This window comes from Candidatus Protochlamydia amoebophila UWE25 (assembly GCF_000011565.2).
Taxonomy (GTDB): Bacteria; Chlamydiota; Chlamydiia; order Chlamydiales; family Parachlamydiaceae; genus Protochlamydia; species Protochlamydia amoebophila.
In genome coordinates this window covers 447,451-469,210 of sequence record NC_005861.2, presented here as the reverse complement: position 1 = coordinate 469,210, position 21,760 = coordinate 447,451, and the positions used below count along the sequence as shown (strand labels likewise).

Genomic DNA, 21,760 nt, shown 5'->3' with positions numbered 1-21,760 from the left:
TTTTGAACCTGTAATACATAAAGCTGAGATCTTAACAAGGTAAAGTGTTCTTGACAAGAAAAGGAACCGCCTCTTTTTAACTCTTACTTGAATTCTAATAATTAAAGATTGCAGTCCACTTTATTTCATGATAATTTACACTGTTCTCAACATGAAGATCTTCAACTTAAATAATTTATACTCATTTCTAACCCATTTTCTATGAAATATAAAAAATTTATAAAGAACACTAATGACTGATTCTACTCATACAATTTTTCAATCAGCTAAACGTTTTTTTTCAGGAACTTTATTAAGTCGTTTATCTGGTATGGTACGCGATATCAGTATGGCTTATGCCTTTGGAACAGAAGCTTCTATTGCATCATTCATGGTAGCTTACCGTTTGGCTCATTTATGTCGTCGCCTATTTGGAGAAGGCTCTTTACAATCTGCTTTTATTCCCGAATTTGAATCAATTCGTCATAGTGATACGGAACGTGCATTTCGCTTTTTTAGAGATTTAGTAATTTCTTTAACGCTTTTTTTAGTTTTTTTTGTTTTGTCTCTTTCTTTAGGAATAGGGGCTTTTTTAACATGGGGAAATCCAACAAATGACACAAAAGAAATTCTGAGCCTGACATTATTAATGCTTCCTAGTCTATTATTCATTTGTTTATTTGGATTAAATGCATCTTTGCTACAATGCGAAAAAATCTACTTTACCCCTGCTGTTGCACCTTTAGCTTTTAATTGTGCGTGGATTGCAGCTGTGTGGATTTTAAAATCCTACAAAATTCCAGAAGCTATTTCTTGGCTAGCTCTTGCAGTCATTATAGCCTGCCTTTCTCAGTGGCTTGTCACAATTCCCCAAACATTTTCTATTCTCAAAAAAAATTTATCAACACCTCTTTGGGCAGAACTTAGAAAAAGTTTTTTTTCTACAGATGTTATCAAACTTGGAAAACCTTTTTTACTTGGAATGGTTGGAGTAATGGCTTCTCAAATCAATGCAGCAATCGACGCCATATTTGGAAGGTACGCTGAATTAGAAGGGCCCGCCTTCCTTTGGTATGCAATTAGAATTCAGCAACTTCCCTTAGCACTTTTTGGTATCGCTATCGCAGGAGCTCTTTTACCCCCTTTGACACGTGCACTAAAAGCACAAAATTGGGCTCTTTATTATCAATTTTTAAATGATGCAGTTCTTTATACATGTACAATTATGATTCCCTTTACTGCTGCACTTTTCGTGCTAGGGTATTCAAGTGTGAATCTTATTTTTGGTCACGGCAATTTCCATGCTTCTTCTGTGATTGGCACGACAAAATGTTTGTGGGGCTATGGAATAGGTTTATTACCAAGCACCTTAATTCTATTACTTGCGCCCGCATGTTACGCGCAAAATAATTATCGACTCCCAGCTATCGCCTCCATTTTAAATATGATTTTAAATTTTTCTTTGAACTATATGTTTATTATTTTTTTTGGATGGGGAGCAACGAGCGTTGCCGTTGCTACGAGTTTAAGTGCATGGGTGAATGTATTTTTTCTTGGAATTTTTCTTAACAACAAAGAAAAAAGTTGGCTGATTTTTAAAACTAATCCAATTTTTCTAAAAATATTTTTCATAACCTTCATTGCCTTTATAGGAACAGAAGCGAGTAAATATTTTTTTCATCAATCTACAATTTTAAATGTTTTGAATTCAAATATTTTCCTAATTTCGTTTAGCCAACAACTCATCGAATTAATTATTCAACTAAGTATTTTTATTTTTTTTTGGATATCTAGTTGCTGTTTATTCGGTGTTTCTTTAAAATTTCACTCGTCGGGGCCTAATTTTATGTTAAAAACTTAAGAATTGAAGCTATAAATACATTTAATTTGACAACAGGTGTTGTTTGTAATTAGGAAATTAAATTAATTGTTTTTTTAAAATTTTGACTTTATGTTTTTTGAAACATAAAATGTCTTTTAATTAATATAGGAAATAGTTATGCAAATTATTCACGATGCTTTAAATGGCTTTTATAGTTGGTACACTGAAAGTGAATATGAAAAAATTAAACGCCAAGACGAAAAAATTAAACACCAAGCTACTTTTTTAAGTGAACAACTATTGTCAGTAATACATCAAATTGTCAAGGCTTGGTTAGAAAAATATAACAACAGTATGATTACTGGATCGACGATAGATGTACTAGATCATAGCCGGCACAATTTTTCTGCCTTAGTTTATGTACGCGAGGCAAAATCGTGGCAACGTCACCTAACTGCAATCGGACGTTTAGACCTTAAAAAACTTTCAAAAGAAGAAGTTTTTTTTGTTGAAAAAACTACGAATAATGTAAAAAAAGTTTATAACATGGCTCAAAAACGTCTGTCATTAATTGCAACCCAAGAACTTACAGCGGAAATTTTTCCAGGCAAGTTTGAAGAAGAATTGGATAAAAAAATAGATCAAGTTCGATTTGATTATATGACTTTCGCTGACGAGTGGCAAGAAGAATTAAAACAAGACCATGCAAACATCGTTAGAAACCAACAATTAGCTAATGTTGTCAACGAACTTTGGAAGGACTGGAAACATTTGTGGGTTTTCGCTGAATTTCCAGACGCAACCCCTACGACCGAAGGCTGTTTGCTCCAGGTAGTAGGCAGAAGCACTACAAATCCTAAGGATGAAGTGACCGAGACAATATTTAAAGTTAACCATGTTACCAAAGGTGTATATGAAATTATTTGCACCATAGAAGAAAGTATTAATGTGATTGATTCGTACTTAAAGGTTAGAGTTAGTGAAGTAAAAGTTGGTAATAAACTTTTAGGTTATTCTCAAATCGGATCATCAGGCGAAAAAGTTCCAACTTCTAAAGAAAGCTTCATGAATCGAATTATCGCAGAAGCAATTAGACGGGTTGATAGCAAAAAAGAAGTTTTAAATCTTATTATGGATGTAGAATTCCCAGAATAAAATGGGATATTAGTAACTACGCCTGTACAAGAGACAGAGCGTAAGTAAGTCCTTTAAATAGTTGTCCAACCTATAAGATTACAATTAAATCGCTATATAAATTTTAATCTAAAATGCTTAGACAACTCTTTATTAAATTTAGAATTTTAAGAACAAAGTCAATTGTTGATTAAGTTTTATCCCTATTCTGGTAGTCCTAACTTATAATGCTCAACGCCGATTGTAGTCGCAAATAAAATAGTTGATTATACTAATAGGGTTAATTAACTTCTTCAAAAAAGAAAATATTTTCTCACTGCTTGAGAAAGCATTTTTGTCTAAAGATATAATTGAATCTTTCAATAGAGCTTACTTTTCCCGCTTCTTTTCCAATTAAGTCGGTACTGCGTCTAAAGAATGACTTCGCCACATTGAGAATTCATGTGTATAAAAGACAGTTTTTTGAGTTTTCTGGCAATTTTCTCATCAGACATTCCCGCAGCTTTTCGCGTTTACTTCTCGTTGCGCATGCCTAAAACTTGCCTCATAGCAGATTGAAAACAAACCACAGCCATTGTTGATTATCCTTATTCCCCCATAGCTCCCCATTGCTCATCTAACTTGATAGCAGCGTCTTGAATCACCTACCTCTGTACTTGTTACAATTGCACTCAAACTTTTTAGGAATTTTCTCAATGATTTCATGAATAAATTGTAGAAACTACGGCATGCTAACATTGAAATGCGGCAAACACATTCTAGTGTTACCCGTTCGAGGAGTATTTGACGAATTAAGGATCGCCTCTCTTCATTAATTAATTTTTATAGTCGTATTTTTCTCACTTTTTCTGCGAAAATGCCCTAAATAAAATGAAATACATCTCGCCATATAGATAGAAAAACTTCAATCACAATTAAACAAATAATTGTCCATTCTAATCGGCTAGAATGCTGATGATTAAGTTCGTTTCCGAGCATTTCAAACAATTCATGCATGACATCTAATCTTTGATTTAAGACTTCCACTCTTGTATCAATATCTAGATAATTATTTGTCATTGCGTAAAGCGGTTCTAACTCAGAATATTCCCAAAAAAATTCTGGTGTATCCAAAATATCTAGATGTAAGTTGATGGAGTTACGCTCTATAAATAATGCCCCCATCTTCTTTCTAATTTCTTTTCTTGAAAGAGGAATTTTTCCCTGCTTCGCCAAATCTTGAGGAATTCGCTTAGTGAATTGAAATGTGCGACGAATTGCATGCTCGAAAGTCCCTAACTTAACAGATTGGGCTAATCCGTGAGAAATGGCCAAGCGATTTAAAACATCTCGATTAGGAAGAATAATTTCATCTTCAATAATTTTTGGAACGTCTCCAAATGTAAAAGTAAATTCATCAATATCCATTTCCTCCGGAATTAATGGCTGCTCTTCATAAGCTTTAGCTTGATCTAAAAATTGTTGACATTGATCTGGAGTTACCCCCCAACAAACAGTAGCCCCATAAGAAAAATAAAATATATCCCCGATCGAAATTCCTGGTATGGGAAGATGAACTACATCACGATAAAGAGTAGCTCCTTGGTGTTTTAAACTTTCAAATAAGGGTTTAATTTGATAGGAAGATGCTGTGCAATAAGCGAGACAATCCATATATGCCATTAGTTATTTATATTTTATGCCATTTAGCAAAAGCTTTCATAATTGATCGATAAACATCTTAATGATGCAGTACCAAAGACTAATTGCTTTGAATGAATAAAAAAAACAGAGTTTTAGTTGAAAAGTTGCGAAAGAGGGGACTTGAACCCCTACGAGGAAACCCTCACTACCACCTCAAAGTAGCGCGTATACCAATTCCGCCACCTTCGCATAGATAAGAAAAAAATTTTAACACTTTTAAGCTATAGAGGCAAATAGATTTTACTGTTTTTGCATAGTTTCTTTGCAATATCTCTCAATTTTGTTTTTTGTTTGAGAAAAAAGAGTAATTTCAGTTAATTCTTGATAATTTTTACAATTCAATAATTGATATAATACATTTATTTCGTTTTCACGTAAATGGCTGGCTCCCATAGGATAGTGTAAACGACAAAATACTTCCCCTCGAAAAAAAAAAGCTTCTTGATGAAGTGGTTGTAGGCAAACACTGCAGACCAAAGGATGGGCTAAAATTCCTTCATGCTTTAGTAGTTTTAAACGGAAGCTTGTGGTTAAAATATCCGGAAATTGGGTTTGGGGAATTTTTTTCAAATAAATTTCAGTCAAAGTAAAAAGTCGAGGAGCAGGCTTTCCTACTAATTGCGTCTGGTAAAGAAGCTGTATGATGTCACAAGCAGCATTTAAATGACTGAGTTCGGTCCGTAAATGACGGTAAAAATCTAAAATTGATATTTCATGACAATTAAAAATTTCACCTTTTTGTTCTTTATAAACCAATTCCACCTTTGTTAAAGGCGTGTAATGACTCTTTGCCCCTCCTTTTTTATTTCGACTCTTTTTGCATAAAACTTTGATTAAGCCAGCTTCCTTAGTAAAAATGGCTAAAATCTGATCATAATCACGAAAAGGAATGACTTTTAAAATAATACCTTCAGCCGTTTGAAATTCTGATAACATAATATCAATACTTTTTGACTTATAATCTTCAAAATTCTATAGTCTAATCTCTTAGCTGTTAAAATGCATTAATTCTTATCGCACCGATAGCTCAATGGATAGAGTACCCGGCTTCGAACCGGGTGGTTAGAGGTTCGAGCCCTCTTCGGTGCATAGTACATCATAACGTGAAGATTCCTCCTATATCAATTTTATCGCATACCTCTGAAAGCTATGCCAACGCGATTAGTCATGAACTTGGTAAAGGCTTTCAACACGCAAAACTCGTTTATCAAGAATGGTTTCGCAGAGGTAATATCAGTGGACTAAATCCAGCATTTAAAAATGCTCAAGCCCTTTTACAAAATATTCTTTCTCTAACCGATTTCTCTTTTTTACCCATTTCACAAAATTTGACAGATGGTCAAACAGGAAAATTTTTAATTAAAACTATAGATGACTTAGATATCAAGTCTGTATTAATTCCCATGCAAGCAGGTGGGACTCTATGCATTTCCTCACAAATTGGATGTCAAATGGGATGTGCATTTTGTGAAACAGGTCGAATGGGTCTTTTGAGAAATTTAACGACCCAAGAAATTCTCAGTCAACTTTTCATTGCGAAATTCCGTTTACATTTTTCAGTTAGAAATATTGTTTTCATGGGAATGGGAGAACCTTTTGATAATTATGATACTGTCATGCATGCATTTCGCATTTTAACAGATTCCCATGGATTTGGTTTGGGAAATAATCGTATTACTATTTCCACGAGTGGTTGTTTAGAAGGAATTTACCGATTATTGCAAGAAACAACCCCACTCCCTAATTTAGCGGTTTCTTTAAATGCTCCCAATGATGAGTTGCGTAACAAGCTCATGCCTATTAACAAAAAATATCCCTTAAAAGAGCTTTATCAAGCTATCTATGATTTTTGTAAACAAACTAGTAAACAAGTTTTAATTGCTTATGTTCTCATTAAGGAGCAAAATGATTCAATCGAGCACGCTAAACAATTAACCAATTTTTTATCCGGACTCAATGTTAAAATTAATTTGATTCCCTACAATCCCCAAAGTCGTGACCGATTTCAATCTCCTGAGCAATCCACTCTTGAAAATTTTACCAGTTATCTTCGAGAAAAAGGATTTTATACACTTCTAAGGCAAACTAAAGGACAAAAAATTATGGCAGCTTGTGGACAGTTAGGCAACCTTGAGCTGAAACGTAAAAAACCCTTTATTCTGCCGATACTAAAAGAATAAAAAAGTTAGATTGACTATCAATTCTTAAACTTTTTATCATAAAATCCAAAGAATAAACAGCTACCGTGTATGAATCAATTTCTCTTTGCAACGACAAATCAGAGTGTTATAATAAAATCATAAAGGCTGAGTATTCGTTGCCTTTTTAGTGAGACTTGGATAATAGGTAACTTTCTTTCCAAAACTTACTTTAGCTACTGCAAAACTAAAACGTCAAGGTTAACTCATTGAGGTACGTATGAATCGCAAAGCAAAAGCCTTAGAATTTGTAGATACTGAATATAATGTTAAAATTACAGGTCGGCATGTCGAAATTACAGATTCCATGAAAAGTTATGCCATGGAAAAAATTTCTAAGATTGAGCGATTCATGGATCGCATCATTGATGTGAATGTGATCATGGATATCCAAAAAATTGACCACAAAGTAGAAATTATCTTAAAAGCAGGGCATACAAAAATCCAAAGCCAAGCAGCAACACCTGATATGTATGCTTCAATTGATAAAGCGATTGCAAGACTTGAAGCTCAAATTCGTCGTTACAAATCAAAAATTCAAGACCATCACGCAAAAAGCTTAGCTATTATTGATATGAATGTAAATGTGCTTCGCAATCCTAGTGCTGAAGAGGAAATGGAAGAGGAAGAAAGTGAATTTTCTGCTTCTGTCACCAATGGCCACATTGTTGGCGGACATGAAATTGTCAAACGAGAAACACGCCCTCTTAAAACCTTGACATTTGATGAAGCTATTATGAAAATGGAGCTTTCTCAAGATGTGTTTTTGATCTTCAAAAATGAAGAAGATCAAAAATTGAAAGTGATTTACAGACGTAAAGATGGTCACTATGGAATTATTGATTTAAACAGCTAATGTGATCTATGCCTAATCAACTTTTCTGTTCTGTTCGAAAGAAATGGATTTTAGAAACACCTGAAGAGAAAGTTAGGCAATTGTTAATCAGTCATATGACGCAGAATTTGGGTTATCCGATAGGAAGTTTGGCTCTAGAAGTCACTTTAAGTCAAATGCCTCATCTGCGTCATATTCCCCCTCAACAAATTCCCAAAAGAAGGGCTGACCTTGTTATTCTCACCCCTCACCTTCATCCCTCTTTTCCTCTTTATCCTTTGTTATTGATCGAATGTAAAGCTGTCCCTCTCACAGATAAAGCTATGCGCCAAGTCGTAGGTTATAATCAATTTCTTAAAGCTTGTTTTATTGGATTGGCAAATCAAGACGAAAAAAGACTTGGTTGGTACGATCCTCAACAAAAAGATTATCAAGCTATTACAAATATTTTTTCTTACCCTTCTCTTCTGCAGCAAGCAAAATTATCCCTTATCGATCCGAACCATAATAAATTAATATTTGATCCTTCGGAACTAATAAAATGAGCAGATGAAAATTAAGCTTTAGAAAGATTTTGTGGGAATAATGGCGACGATTCAAAAGGCCCGTTGAATCTGGGGACCCGGCCCGAGCAGATGAAATTCTATTCAACAAACATCCCATACTAACTTGAATTTTTTAACCGTAATAAATAAAAATATATTTTCTTTTTGTTCCAGCTAGATAACTAACTTTATCCATCCCTTGTTCAACAAACTGAAAATTGTTCATTTAAGTGATGGAATTGAAATCAATACCTTTACTGGTTTTTTACTATTTAAAAATTTTTTTTCAACTACCAATTGATAAGAGCATTTCTCTTTTTAACTTTAATTACATATTTAATTTTACTAAAATTGATTGTATATAATATAATTAAAAACTATTTAGCTAATTTAAAGGATAATTATGCATATTTATAATACAAGATTTAATCCTAGTAATTTCATTGCCAATACGAATATTCATACTTACTATCGATCGAACAATCGTTTAAAATTTTCTGAACGAATTAGTTTATTATGCAAAAAAATTTTTCAGTCCTCCCTGCACCCATTCTTTACCTATATCAATAGAGATCAATTTCAGTCTCAATGGAGAGAGATTTTTTGGGGGCGAAAGGAGATTGTTATTTCTAAAAGAACTCGCACTCAGGAAACTTTTGATAATCCTAAGGATGAAAACAAACTCTTAGTAACTTCTTTAGCTGCCATAGAAGAAATTGGGACATCCACAATTCAACCTTCCAATCCTCTGCCTTTCCCCCAAGAAGAATTTAAACTGAGCTTTCAGGATGAAACATCTCTAATCATCCCTAGTTCCCAACTATCTTTGTTAATGGAAAAATCGCCCTATTTTAAGAGTCTCTGGTCGGGAAATTTTCAAGAAACTCTTCGAGATCCTCTTACTTTGACACAAAAAGAGTTTATTCATCTGCTTAACTGCCTAATGGATGCTAATTTTAAAGTTTCTGAGGAAGATATCCCTTCTTTCATTCAACTAGCCGATTATTATCAACTGACGGAAGTTGTGAAGAATTTAGGGGAGCAGTTGCTTGACATATATAAATCCAAGAAATTTGAGCTATTTAATTCTAGCGAAGATAGCCTAGTGGAATTAAAAGAAGTTTTAAATTTTGCGCGGCAATATCAATTAAACACTTTAAAAAATTATTTAGAACTCACAGTTGTGAGTTCATTATTAAACCAGACTTCCCAATTAACGGAATTTGAAAAAATTTTAAAGCATTTCTCAAATGAGATAGAAAGACTCGATTTTTTAGAGAATGATTATTTGACTGACACCCATCTCTTAGTTTTAAAAAATTGTAAAAATTTAAAAGAACTTTATCTTCAAAGATGCCACAATCTCACGGATGCTGGATTAGCACATTTAGCCCCCTTACTGGCTTTGCAACATTTAGATTTAAGTGAATGCAATAATCTTACTGATGCTGGATTAGCGCATTTAACTCCCTTAATGGCTTTACAGCATTTAAACTTGAGCTATTGTAAGAATCTCACTGACGCTGGATTAGCACATTTGACACCTTTAGTGGCTTTGCAGTATTTAGATCTAAGTGGATGCGATAATCTCACGGATGCTGGATTAGCGCATTTAACTCCCTTAATGGCTTTGCAGCATTTAGGTCTGAGTGCATGCGATAAGCTCACTGACGCTGGCTTAGCGCATTTGACACCCTTAGTAGCTTTACAGTATTTAAGTTTGAATGGATGCGATAAGCTTACTGACGTTGGATTAGCGCATTTGACACCTTTAGTGGCTTTAACGCATTTAAATCTGAGTTGGTGCGATAAGCTCACCGATGCAGGATTAGCACATTTAACTCCCTTGGTGGCTTTACAGCATTTGAACCTGCGTTGGTGCCGTAAGCTCACGGACGCCGGATTAGCGCATTTGACTCCCTTAGTGGCTCTGCAGCATTTAGATCTAAATAGATGCCCTAAGCTCACGGACGCTGGATTAGCGCATTTGACTTCCTTAGTAAATTTACGGCATTTAAACTTGAGCTATTGTAGAAAGCTTACTGACGTTGGATTAGCACATTTAACTCCCTTGGTGGCTTTACAGCATTTGAATCTAAGTTGTTGCCGTAAGCTCACGGACGCCGGATTAGCGCATTTAGCCTCCTTGCTGGCTTTACAGCATTTAGATCTAAGTGGATGCGATAAGCTCACTGATGCTGTGCTGGAATAACGCATTTGACTCCCTTAGTGGCTTTACAACATTTGAATGAGATTATGCCCTAACCACACGTGCTGGAATAACGCATTTTACAACTTTGGCTTTAAAGCGTTTGGACCCGCGTTGGTACAAAAAATCCCAGTGACATTAGATACAAAAATATTATTCGCTCTGAAAAAGCTAATAAAATTTTAAAATTACTAGTGCTGAGCGGTGAGTAAAACGCGCAATCGTAATGGACAAAGTATATTCCTATTTTGCTAGGTTAGAAACGTTGTTTACGTGTTTTGAATGCTTGAAATACCACATGTAATCTATTTTATTCTTTAAGAAGCAAGGAAGATTATATTGATCTAAAATGCAACGAAAACGCCTTAGCTCTTGCTTGTACCCCCTCTTTACATTTATTTTTCGTTACTGCTGATTAACTCATGAATTAAATTTAAACCCACCGTAGAATTAGTATGGATTTTTTAACCGTCATAGTTAAAGTATATTTGCTTTTTGCTCCAGCTGGATAAATAACTTTATCCATTTTTTGTTCAACAAACTGAAGATTAGTTATTTAAGTGACGAAATTAGATATTTCTTTGCGGATTTTTCATATTTGAACAAAATTCCTTCAACCATCGATCGAGCAATTTTCATTTAAATCTAATTGCCTATTTTAATTTCACTAATATTGATTGTATTATATAGCTAAAAATTATTTAGCTAATTTGGGGGATAATTATGTATATTCATAATCCAAATTTTCATCAACCTACTCTCAATGCCAATGCAGACATTCACTTTTACTATCCATCAAACGATTGTTTAAAATTTTCTAAACGAATAAATTTATTATGCAAAACAATTTTTCAGTCCTTCCTGAACCTATTCTTTAACTATATCAATAGAGATCAGCTTCAATCTCAATGGAGAGAGATCTTTTGGGGGCGAAAAGAGATTGCCACAACTCGTCCAGAATCTAGTGTATCTTTATCAAGCTCGACTCAAACTCCAGTTTTTGTCCTCCCTTCTTCAGAAAAGGCTCGCACTCAGGAAACTATTGATAATTCTAAGGACGAAAACAAACCCTTAGTAAATTCTTTAGTTGCCATAGAAGAAATTGAGGCACCCACAATTCAACCTTCCAATCCTTCGCCTTTTTCCCAAGAGAAATTTAAACTAAGCTTTCAGGATGGAACTTCTCTAATTATCCATATTTCTCAACTATCTTTGTTAAGGGAAAAATCACCCTATTTTAACTGTCTTTGGTCGGGAAATTTTCAAGAAACTCTTCGAGAATCTCTCGCTTTGACGCAAAAAGAGTTTACTAAACTGCTCAATTGCCTGGATGACGATTTTAAAGTTCCTTTGAAAAAGATCTGTTCTTTCATTCAACTGACCAATTATTATCAACTGACAGAAGTTGTGAAAAATTTAGAAAAACAGCTGCTTGATGCATACAAATCAGATAAATTTGAGCTATTTAACTTCCATGAAGACAACCTAATAGAATTAAAAAAACTTTTAAATTTTGCGCAACAATATCAATTAAATACTTTAAAAAATTACTTAGAGCTCACAGTTGTGAGTGCATTATTAAACCAGACTTCTCATTTAACAGAATTTGAAAAAATTTTAAACCACTTTTCAAATGAGATAGAAGCACTTAATTTTTCAAAGAATGCTCATTTGACTGATGCTCAACTCTTAACGTTAAAAAATTGTAAAAATTTAAAAGTGCTTCAACTTCAAGCATGCCACAATTTTACCGATGCTGGATTAGCACACTTGACTCCCTTAATGGCTTTACAGCATTTAAACTTGAGCTATTGTAAAAATCTCACTGACGCTGGATTAGCACATTTAGCTCCCTTAGTGGTTTTACAACATTTAAATTTATCTAGTTGCCATAATCTCACGGATGCAGGCTTAGCGCATTTGACACCTTTAGTGGCTTTAACGCATTTAAATCTGAGTTGGTGCAATAAACTCACCGATGCAGGATTAGCACATTTAACTCCCTTAGTGGCTTTAACGCATTTAGATTTGCGTGAATGCGATAAGCTTACTAATAGAGGATTAGCGCATTTGGCGCTCTTATTGACTTTACAATATTTAGATCTGAACTATTGTAGAAATCTTACTGACGCTGGATTAGCGCACTTGTCATCCTTAGTTGCTTTACAGCATTTAAAGCTATGTTGTTGCGTTAGTCTCACTGATGCTGGATTAGCGCATTTGGCTCCCTTAGTGGCTTTAACGCATTTGGATCTGAGTTGGTGCTTTAATATCACTGACGCTGGATTAGCGCATTTGACTCCCTTAGTGACTTTACAGCATTTAGGTCTGAGCGGGTGCCGTAGACTCACTGATGTGGGATTAGCACATTTGACTCGCTTAGTGGCTTTACAGCATTTAGGTTTGAATAGATGCGATAATCTCACTGATGCTGGATTAGCGCATTTGACTCCCTTAATAAATTTACAGCATTTAGATCTGAGTGAGTGTCGTAAACTCACTAACGCTGGGTTAGCGCATTTGACACCTTTGGTGGCTTTACAGCGTTTAGATCTGCGTTGCTGCAATAAGCTCACTGGCGCTAGATTAGCGCATTTTAAATTCCTAGTAGCTAAACCACATTTGGATCTGCGTTGGTACAAAAACTCTTAAAATGCTAAATACAGAAATATTATTCGCTTTTCTAAAGCAAATAAAATTACAGATTTCCTAGTGATGTCTAAAGAATAAGGTTTCCATTCTTAGCCAGTAAAGTGTATTCTCCATTTTGCTAGATTAGAAAGAGTTATTTACATATTTTGAATGTTTGAAATACCACATTTAATCTATTTTATCCTTTAAGAAGCAATGAAGATCATATTGATCTAAAATGCAACGAAAACGCCTTAGCTCTTGCTTGTATCCCCTCTTTACATTTATTTTTCGTTATTGCTGATTAACTCATGAATTAGATTTAAACCCACCGTAGAATTAGTATGGATTTTTTAACCGTCATAGTTAAAGTATATTTGCTTTTTGCTCCAGCTGGATAAATAACTTTATCCATTTTTTGTTCAACAAACTGAAGACTGTTCATTTAAATATGAAATTGGAACCAATTTCTTTGCTGTTTTTTCCTATTTGAATAAAATCTTTTCAACTATCGATCGATAAGAGCAATTCTCTTTTTAACTTTAATTACATATATAATTTCATTAATATTGCAATATTTTTTATATATAATATAATTAAAAATTATCCAAATAATTTGGAGGGTAATTATGCATATTCATAATCCAAGTTTTAATCGGCAAACTCTCATTGCCAATGCAGATACTCACCTCTACTATCGATCGAATGATCATTTAAGGTTTTCTGAACGAATAAATTTATTATGCAAAACAATTTTTCAGAACTTTCTGAACCTATTCTTTAACTATATCAATAGAGATCAGCTTCAATCTCAATGGAGAGAGATCTTTTGGGGGCGAAAAGAGATTGCCACAACTCGTCCAGAATCTAGTGTATCTTTATCAAGCTCGACTCAAACTTCAGTTTTTGTCCTCCCTTCTTCAGAAAAGGCTCGCACTCAGGAAACTATTGATAATTCTAAGGACGAAAACAAACCCTTAGTAAATTCTTTAGCTGGCATAGAAGAAATTGAGGCATCCACAATTCAACCTTCTAATCCTTTGCCTTTTCCCCAAGAAGAATTTAAACTGAGCTTTCTGGATAAAACATCTCTAAACATCTCTAGCTCTCAACTATCTTTGTTAATGGAAAAATCGCTCTATTTTAAGAGCCTTTGGTCAGGAAATTTCAAAGAAACTCTTCGAGATCCTCTCACTTTGACACAAAAAGAGTTTATTCATCTGCTTAATTGCCTGTTAGATGCTAATTATAAAGTTCCTTTAAAAAAAATTTGTTCTTTCATTCAATTAGCCGACTATTATCAACTGACAGAGGTTGTGAAGAATTTAGAACAACGGTTGCTTGACGCATATAAATCCAAGAAATTTGAGCTATTTAACTCTAGCGAAGATAGCTTAGTGAAATTAAAAGAACTTTTAAATTTTGCGCAGCAATACCAATTAAACACTTTAAAAAATTATTTAGAACTCACAGTGGTAAGTTCATTATTAAACCAGGCTTCTCATTTAACAGAATTTGAAAAAATTATAAATTACTTTGCAAATGCAATAGAAGGGCTCAATTTTTCAGAATATGCTTATCTAACAGATATTCATCTCTTAGCATTAAAAAGCTGGGAGCTTACTGACGCTAGATTAGCGCATTTGGCTCCCTTAGTAAATTTACGGCATTTAAATCTGAGTGGGGACATGTCCAATCTCACGGATGCTGGATTAGCGCATTTGACACCCTTAGTCAATTTACAGCATCTGAATCTGCACTGGTGCGATAAGCTCACTGACGATGGATTGGCGCATTTGAGGTCCTTAGTAAATTTACAGCATCTGAATCTGCACTGTTGCAATAAGCTCACTGACGCTGGATTGGCGCATTTGAGGCCCTTAGTCAATTTACAGCATTTAAATCTGAGCAAGTGCCCTAAGCTCACTGATGCTGGATTGGCGCATTTGACACCTTTAGTCAATTTACAGCATTTAGATCTAAGTTGGTGCCCACTGAATTTCACCGGCGCTGGATTAGCGTATTTGGCTCCCTTAATAGATCTACAGTATTTAAATTTATGTTGCTGCAATGAGCTCACTGACATTGGATTAATGCATTTGACACCCTTAGTCAATTTACAGCATTTAGATCTGAGTGGATGCGATAATCTCACTGACGCTGGATTAATGCATTTGACATCCTTAGTAAATTTACAGCATCTGAATCTGCGTTGTTGCGATAATCTCACTAAAACTGGATTAATGCATTTGACTTCCTTAGTAAATTTACGGCAGTTAGTTCTGAGTTGGTACTCGCCCGATCTCAATGAAGCTGGATTAGCGCATTTAATTCCCCACTTTGAGGCTTCACAGCCTTGGGACGACCTTTATCATTACAGACATCTTCTTCAAGCTAAATTAGCATATACTAGCTTTTTACGTAGAGGACAGTGGGGTTTGCCTACATTGATAAGAAAACACTCGATGCCTCTGAATTAGCGCATTTTAAATTCCTAGTAGATAAATCACATTTAGGTTTGTGTTGGCACAAAAACTCTTAATGATGCAGAATACAGAAGTATTATTCCCTCAGAAAAAGCTAATAAAATTTAAATAGCAAAAGTCCTCTGCACGATTTAAAACATTTATTTTCCACAACCCATGTTTGGCATGACATGAGAGGTCAAAATGGATTTAATCAACTTTTATTATCGTTTAGATGATTTCTTGAAAGTCCTTTGAGCAAAAATGGGATAAACACCTAATTGATCCTGGCAAGACAAAGCGAAGGCCCTAATCTGAATGATCAATTCCAGAGAGGGTGACAATTGTTATTTTATTTCATCAATCGAATGATCGAGTATTTAAGCACTTTTATGGTTATCTTACTAAATACTTAGTTAAAAAATTTCCAAACTTAATGAGTACTAGCCACTTTGTTTATTTAAAGAAGAACTTTTTTGTTCCTCTATTTGCTTTTCTTCTGGACAAAAGAGGAGAAATCACAGGAATTGTTTTTATTGATTCTATATCGATAGATATTTGCCATAATAAACGCATTAAACGGAAAATGATCAATTAAAAAATATTTTTCAATTTGAACAGACACGCCACAGAAACGCCGAAAATTTTTTAATTAATTATTAGCCAGGATTACCCGCCTATACTCATCAACCTAAAAAGCCATCTATAAACTTAGCAGAGCAGCATTGCCTGTTGTTAATGGCTGCCTAAAAACCCAAAATTCAGTTTATTAACCTCCTTCAATTGAATAAGCAATTACTTAAAATCAAAGATTCATAGATGACAGGGCAAAAAATAGTTTACTTATGAAGATTTGATTTAAAATCTTACTGATCGAAAACGTAAGCGATTCCTTTTCGTCTACCCCAAGCTACCAGAAAATCATCCAAAGCATATGTGACATGGGTTAACTCATTTGTAGAAAACGCTGGATCTATACAAAATACTTCTTGTTTTTTTGAATCATACCCTTTCACCACTAATAAGTGTCCTGACTCATAAGGAAGAGCACTGCCTTTTAATGGTCCTTTTACGCTTACTACAACAGGATATCCTTTACGTAATTGATCAACAATTTGGTTAAAATTTGTAAAGCGAGCTACAAAGCAATTCCAAGGATTTCCGAGTTTGTGGGAAGCTTGTGCAGTGTTTAAAATCCAGCTCCCATATATATCGAATGCAGAGTCTATAACGGTATCTGCAAATTCAAGCGGTGAGAGATTCAAAGAATTTGATAAAAACCGTATTACAGCAGTTGTAGAAGTTGGCGAGCATAAACGCAAGTGACGTTCATCGGGTAAAGTAATTTGAGAAAGTCCAGCAATTTCTAAGTTAATGAATATATTTTCGAAAGCGGTTGCAATAACTTTATGTGTAGTATGATCTGTAGCAGAAATATGCAACGTTCTAAATTGCTCTAAAGAAGCATTATCTTTCGCTATTACACGAATTCGGAATCCGTTCGCTTTATTGCCTTTTAGAACCTCAACAATATTTTGACAGACTTGTAAGTTTGCTTTAGATAATTTTTTTTTAAATGTATATTGATCATGGGCACCCCAAAACGCATAATCAAGCCATGGAGACCATTCTTTAATAAACAAACTTACTTGAATTAAGTATGACCCCTCTACTGGCCTTTTTGCATCCCAAGATACAATTAATTCATCAAAAGAATTTAATAGCATTTCTTCCCAAACAAAAATATCTTGTTTTTTCTCCGTTACCAAAAGAGATCGATGCATTAATTCATTGGTATAAACTGAGGAAGTTAATAGTATCATTAAAATTGACCAAAAAAAAATATTTTTCATCAAAAGCCTTGCATTCTAAAAATAAAAAACAAAATTAAAATATATATAAAACTATAGGGTTATATATATATTTTGAACTTCTTTTTGTTATCTTAAAACTTTTTTAAGTATACGTTTAGGTGGAATTCATGGGTCGAAAGGGAATAGAAAAACATTTCAGATAAAAGAAAATACAGAATTTTAAAATAGAAAGTGTTTTTTTACGTTTTTAAGAAGAATCAATTTTTTAAAAAATTGATTAGAAATGCCCTGCTCTATGAATATCTATAAAAATTCTCCGATGTGCTTTAATTATTGAAAAAAGGCTTGTATATAATAGGGTAAGGTAGGCTTTTATTAAGTATTCCCGAGATGGCGTTCTTCAGCAAAAATTTTTTATCATTCTGGCTTTCAAAAAATTCTCAGATTTGAAGAATACGGGTAACTAAGTTTATGAAGTACTGGTGTTTGTTATAAAGTGTCCTTCTTGTCTATAAATTAAATTCCTATATTCTGCACAGCTTCGTAATTTATTAACGCGACTAGAGCATTGATTAATCTCTATCAAAAAATGAACAAAAGGCATCCATAAATGATGTGCATAGCTTTTAAAAACCGTCCTCATTTGATAGAAGAACGTTTTAAGTCGATTTAATCTAAAATGGATTCACACATTAAAGTTTGCCTTGTTAGAATGAAGAATTAACTAAAGGCTTAAACTATCTCTAACCTTGGTAAAAAACTTCTTGTTTTCAGGTATAGTTATTTTAATCGCTGGCATAGCTGAAAAATGTTACCGTCAACATCTGTAAATGTTTGCAACTTAACCTCACCTGGTATTTCAATAATTCCATCAATCAGGTTGACTTGTTTGTGTTCTAATTCTTCACGCGCTTTTTCAATATTATCCACTGTAATTGTTACAATTGCATTAGTTCCAGGCTTATAGCCAAAATCAGCATTAGCCTGAGCTAGGCCTAAACGTGCTCCTTCCTTGCCTGAAAGCTCGGCCCATCCAAAATGTTCATTAAACTCACGAAGTTCAAAACCCATAATTTCTGTGTAAAATTTAATAGCACTATTAATATTCGAGACAGTAATCCACGCGAGCTGCATACCAATAGGGTTCATAATATTTCCTTTAAAATTTTTTGAGCTTAAAAAAACCGAATGTTTCTTAAGAAACATTCGGTTAGGGATTTGCCGATGACCGGACTCGAACCAGCACTCTATTGCTAGAAGTAGATTTTGAGTCTACCGCGTCTACCATTCCGCCACATCGGCAAATATTGATGTTAATATCATACATATCTGCTCAATTTTGTCAAAAGAATTACCATCGATGAAAATTACCGAATGCTTGACTCCATGAATAATGCACTTTTTGTTTAGTTTCCCAGTCGTAGCGAACTTGCACACAGAGATAAGGGTAAGAATGACGATTATCGAAGTCTCTTCCTTCACTTTTTTTTATCAACTTTAAAAAAATCTCTTGATTGTACCATGGTTTGGTAGAAACCTTACTGTCTCCTTTTTCATAACGTTTAAATTCTTGAAAATCTTTTAACCCCTTATATTTAGGCATCTCTTGATAATAATTCAAAATCAATTCAATAATCTTTTCAGGCTGATACTCAAGCCCTTGAACGTAAAAATCGACTTCTGCACCAATGAGATGTTTATTAAATTGATACGAGGGAGAAGAATCCACATACACATTATGATCAGGGCAGCAATGACCACATGTAATTACAACTCGTTTATTTGTTTTAACCTGAATGTAATTTAATAAATCAATTAAGATAGGATAAATAAATTCTTTTTGATTTTTAAGAGGAAGACTATGTTTTTGTGGACCCCCACAATCATAATAACGGACTAGTTCTTTTTCTTTTTGAACTAGACGTACAGGATTTAAACTCGTTCCTTTACAACGAAAAAAATCTTTAGTAATTTTTGGATAAGCACCAGATTGATTTTCTTCCCAAGGATAGGTTTTACGTTTAACAAAAATCATTGGTTCAACTTGAATCTGAGAATCTTCGTGGTGACGATAAATATATTCTCCAGTTAATGAAGAAGGAGTAGCTGTGGATTTAGAGGAAGAAGAACAACTAGTAAGAAAAATAAAAAAAATAACCAGAAATTTTAAGGGTAATAGATTTAACTTATTAGCTATGATAACTTGAAACATATGACAATTTGCCCATTTATTTTTGGAATTTGTTATTATATCATTTTTAAAATAAACACTTCTCAAGAAGGTAAATTTCAGTAGATTTATGAATTGGATTCAACATTATCAACTTTTTTTATTTGATTTCGATGGACTTCTGGTCAATACCGAAATTTTACACTTTCAAGCCTATCAAAAAATGTGTGAACAAAGAGGATTTAAAATTACTTGGAGTTTTGAGCAATATTCAGGATTTGCACACCACCATGCCAATGGCTTAAGGGATGCTATATACGCTCAATTTCCAGCCCTTTATCAGCAAGAACCTGAGTGGAACATTTTATATGAAGAAAAGAAAAAAGCTTTTATGAAACTTTTACAAGAAGGCCGTGTACAATTAATGCCAGGTGTTAGCGATCTTTTACTGGCATTAAAAGAAGCTAATATTAATCGGTGTGTCGTTACTCATTCTGCTTTTCAACTTATTAAAACTATTCGAGAACAAAACCCTATTTTAAACTCCATTCCTTATTGGATAACAAGAGAAGATTATATTCACCCCAAACCTGACCCACAGTGTTATTTAACCGCTATCGAAAGATATGCTGAAAAAGAAGATAAAGTAATCGGTTTTGAAGACAGCCCAAGAGGATTAAATGCTCTTTTACAAACACAAGCGAAAGCTGTTTTAGTTTGCCCTCCTAATTCCCCTTACTTAAATGAAGTATTAGCTCCGGAATTAAGCTATTACCCAAATTTTAATACGATTACAGAAAATAATCATCCTTAAAAAAATTAAAATTAATCCAAACATCCATTTTCATTTTCGTAAAAAACTTGAATAAGAAAAAGTCCTTCAGGTGGAGCAGCAAGGCTTGCCTGACGACGATTTTTAGCAGCAAAAATCTGATTAATTTCTTCTATAGCTCTTTTATGTGAAGCAACATCCATTAAAGTTCCAACGATGTTTCTTACCATCTTATACAAAAATCCATCCCCTTCAAATTCTAATCGAAGGCCTCCTTCGTTTGGTTTGATATCTAAACGATAAAGAGTTCTTACTGGATTTTTAGCTGCAGTTCCTCTGTGAGCTTCATTAGCAAATGAGGTAAAATCATGAGTGCCCGTAAATAAAATAGCCGCTTTTTTTAATATATTTACATCTATTTTTCTTTGGAAATGCCAGCTATATAAACGTTGAAAAGGGTCCATCACTTTATTTAAATGCAAATAATAATGATATTCTTTTCGAATTGCACTGTACTGCGAATGAAACCGAGGTGAAACAGGCTCAACTGCTTTAATACGAATATCGCGCGGCAATAATCCATTTAAGGAAACGTGAAGGCGTGATAGATCGATATAGTCTTGAAAATGAAAATGAGCTACTTGCCCTTTGGCATGAACTCCAGCATCCGTGCGTCCTGAACCTACCAAAACAACTTTTTCTTTTTTTAAAAGAATGCAAAGAGCTTCTTGAATTTTTTGTTGGATGGAAGAAGCATTAGGTTGGATTTGCCATCCACTGTAGTTCGTTCCATCGTAAGCTATCGTTAATTTATAGCAATGCATGATTTTTTAAAATACTTTGAGCGATCAGAAGATCTTCTGGTGTTGTAATTTTAATATTAAGATAAGATCCCTCAACCACTTTGACTGGTTTATCTATTAATTCCACTAAGGAAACATCATCACTTACAGTTAATTCATTTTTTTGAGCAACAGAAAAACCGTCATAAAGAAGTTTTAGCCTCACAATTTGAGGTGTTTGCATTTCCCAAAGAAATGCGCGATTTGGAGTATTGACGATAAATTGCTTTTCTTCACAAATCTTAATCGTCGCTTTTACTCGTACACCCAATACAGCAGCCCCCCATTTTTCCGCTTCCGCAACAGTTTGTCTAATCCGATCGATTTCAATAAAAGGACGGGCAGAATCATGGATACAAACCAAGGGATTGCCAGCTATTAATTTAATTCCATTCCATAAAGAATCTTGTCTACGCAATCCTGGTCTCGCAAAAATAAGAGGCTTATTCAACTTATAGACTGTAAAAAGTTGTTCGTATTGAGGTTCGCAAACAACAATCATTTGCTCAATTTCAGGCATTGAAGCCAATTTCTCAAAGCTATGTAAAGCAATAGGTTTTTCTTGAATAGTTAGATATTGTTTGGGAATAAGATTTTTCATTCTGGTTCCCATTCCACCAGCTAAAAGAACAACTGTAAAAGGAATTAGTTGATGTTCCAT

At 34.1% G+C, this 21,760-nt stretch carries 16 protein-coding genes, 3 tRNA genes and 1 pseudogene; 11 read left to right on the top strand and 9 right to left on the bottom strand.

The features are described 5' to 3' along the window. The first annotated feature begins 232 nt into the window (after positions 1 to 232). Positions 233 to 1,840: a murein biosynthesis integral membrane protein MurJ gene (gene murJ, locus PC_RS01690; protein ID WP_011174894.1), complete on the top strand. Its 1,608-nt coding sequence runs from the start codon at positions 233 to 235 to the stop codon at positions 1,838 to 1,840. Positions 1,841 to 1,978: 138 nt separating this feature from the next. After that, positions 1,979 to 2,956: a hypothetical protein gene (locus tag PC_RS01685; protein ID WP_011174893.1), complete on the top strand. Its 978-nt coding sequence runs from the start codon at positions 1,979 to 1,981 to the stop codon at positions 2,954 to 2,956. A gap of 840 nt (positions 2,957 to 3,796) precedes the next feature. Here the strand turns inward: PC_RS01685 and PC_RS01680 are convergent. The 3 genes from PC_RS01680 to recO all read right to left on the bottom strand — a co-directional run bounded on the left by PC_RS01680 (position 3,797) and on the right by recO (position 5,554). Continuing rightward, positions 3,797 to 4,597, bottom strand: a complete 801-nt coding sequence (locus tag PC_RS01680) for an RMD1 family protein (protein ID WP_011174891.1) — start codon at positions 4,595 to 4,597, stop codon at positions 3,797 to 3,799. Between the two features lie 126 nt (positions 4,598 to 4,723). After that, positions 4,724 to 4,807 (bottom strand) — tRNA-Leu (locus tag PC_RS01675). 51 nt (positions 4,808 to 4,858) lie between these two features. Then, on the bottom strand, positions 4,859 to 5,554 hold the full coding sequence (gene recO, locus PC_RS01670) for a DNA repair protein RecO (RefSeq protein WP_011174890.1): 696 nt from the start codon (positions 5,552 to 5,554) through the stop codon (positions 4,859 to 4,861). 80 nt (positions 5,555 to 5,634) lie between these two features. On the opposite strand from recO, the gene PC_RS01665 reads away from it, so the two are divergent. From PC_RS01665 to PC_RS10840, 8 genes and pseudogenes are all read left to right on the top strand, one after another. After that, positions 5,635 to 5,707: transfer RNA gene (locus PC_RS01665), tRNA-Arg, on the top strand. 14 nt (positions 5,708 to 5,721) lie between these two features. Next, positions 5,722 to 6,798, top strand: coding sequence for a dual-specificity RNA methyltransferase RlmN (gene rlmN / locus PC_RS01660; RefSeq protein ID WP_011174889.1), 1,077 nt, complete (start codon positions 5,722 to 5,724; stop codon positions 6,796 to 6,798). A gap of 238 nt (positions 6,799 to 7,036) precedes the next feature. Then, complete coding sequence (gene hpf / locus PC_RS01655) at positions 7,037 to 7,672, top strand: ribosome hibernation-promoting factor, HPF/YfiA family (protein WP_011174888.1); 636 nt, start codon at positions 7,037 to 7,039, stop codon at positions 7,670 to 7,672. 8 nt (positions 7,673 to 7,680) lie between these two features. Then, positions 7,681 to 8,196 (top strand): type I restriction enzyme HsdR N-terminal domain-containing protein, encoded by a 516-nt coding sequence (locus PC_RS01650; protein WP_052278626.1) that lies wholly within the window; start codon positions 7,681 to 7,683, stop codon positions 8,194 to 8,196. 403 nt (positions 8,197 to 8,599) lie between these two features. Beyond that, positions 8,600 to 10,408, top strand: coding sequence for a leucine-rich repeat domain-containing protein (locus PC_RS10845; RefSeq protein ID WP_011174886.1), 1,809 nt, complete (start codon positions 8,600 to 8,602; stop codon positions 10,406 to 10,408). Positions 10,409 to 11,128: 720 nt separating this feature from the next. Continuing rightward, positions 11,129 to 13,057: a leucine-rich repeat domain-containing protein gene (locus tag PC_RS09810; protein WP_011174885.1), complete on the top strand. Its 1,929-nt coding sequence runs from the start codon at positions 11,129 to 11,131 to the stop codon at positions 13,055 to 13,057. 608 nt (positions 13,058 to 13,665) lie between these two features. Continuing rightward, the gene (locus tag PC_RS09805; protein ID WP_011174884.1) at positions 13,666 to 15,516 is read left to right on the top strand and encodes a hypothetical protein; all 1,851 of its coding nucleotides are present in this window, start codon (positions 13,666 to 13,668) and stop codon (positions 15,514 to 15,516) included. Between the two features lie 189 nt (positions 15,517 to 15,705). Beyond that, a pseudogene (locus tag PC_RS10840) lies at positions 15,706 to 16,251 on the top strand (transposase family protein). 116 nt (positions 16,252 to 16,367) lie between these two features. Here the strand turns inward: PC_RS10840 and PC_RS01625 are convergent. The 4 genes from PC_RS01625 to PC_RS01610 form a co-directional block, all read right to left on the bottom strand. Beyond that, the gene (locus PC_RS01625; RefSeq protein WP_011174882.1) at positions 16,368 to 17,354 is read right to left on the bottom strand and encodes a peptidase C39 family protein; all 987 of its coding nucleotides are present in this window, start codon (positions 17,352 to 17,354) and stop codon (positions 16,368 to 16,370) included. A 741-nt stretch (positions 17,355 to 18,095) separates the two neighbouring features. Next, positions 18,096 to 18,464: a VOC family protein gene (locus PC_RS10235; protein ID WP_011174881.1), complete on the bottom strand. Its 369-nt coding sequence runs from the start codon at positions 18,462 to 18,464 to the stop codon at positions 18,096 to 18,098. A 70-nt stretch (positions 18,465 to 18,534) separates the two neighbouring features. Then, positions 18,535 to 18,617: transfer RNA gene (locus tag PC_RS01615), tRNA-Leu, on the bottom strand. A 49-nt stretch (positions 18,618 to 18,666) separates the two neighbouring features. Beyond that, entirely contained in the window at positions 18,667 to 19,527 is an 861-nt protein-coding gene (locus PC_RS01610) for a hypothetical protein (RefSeq protein ID WP_052278625.1), read from the bottom strand. Positions 19,528 to 19,615: 88 nt separating this feature from the next. Here PC_RS01610 and PC_RS01605 point away from each other — a divergent pair, with 88 nt between their 5' ends. After that, positions 19,616 to 20,299, top strand: coding sequence for an HAD family hydrolase (locus PC_RS01605; protein WP_011174879.1), 684 nt, complete (start codon positions 19,616 to 19,618; stop codon positions 20,297 to 20,299). Positions 20,300 to 20,310: 11 nt separating this feature from the next. Here PC_RS01605 and truA read toward each other — a convergent pair whose 3' ends face one another. Both truA and ispD read right to left on the bottom strand, forming a co-directional pair. Beyond that, positions 20,311 to 21,081, bottom strand: coding sequence for a tRNA pseudouridine(38-40) synthase TruA (gene truA, locus PC_RS01600; protein ID WP_011174878.1), 771 nt, complete (start codon positions 21,079 to 21,081; stop codon positions 20,311 to 20,313). Beyond that, a complete protein-coding gene (ispD, locus tag PC_RS01595; RefSeq protein ID WP_011174877.1) occupies positions 21,068 to 21,760 on the bottom strand; it encodes a 2-C-methyl-D-erythritol 4-phosphate cytidylyltransferase in 693 nt (230 codons plus the stop codon). Before ispD ends, truA begins: the two co-directional genes overlap by 14 nt.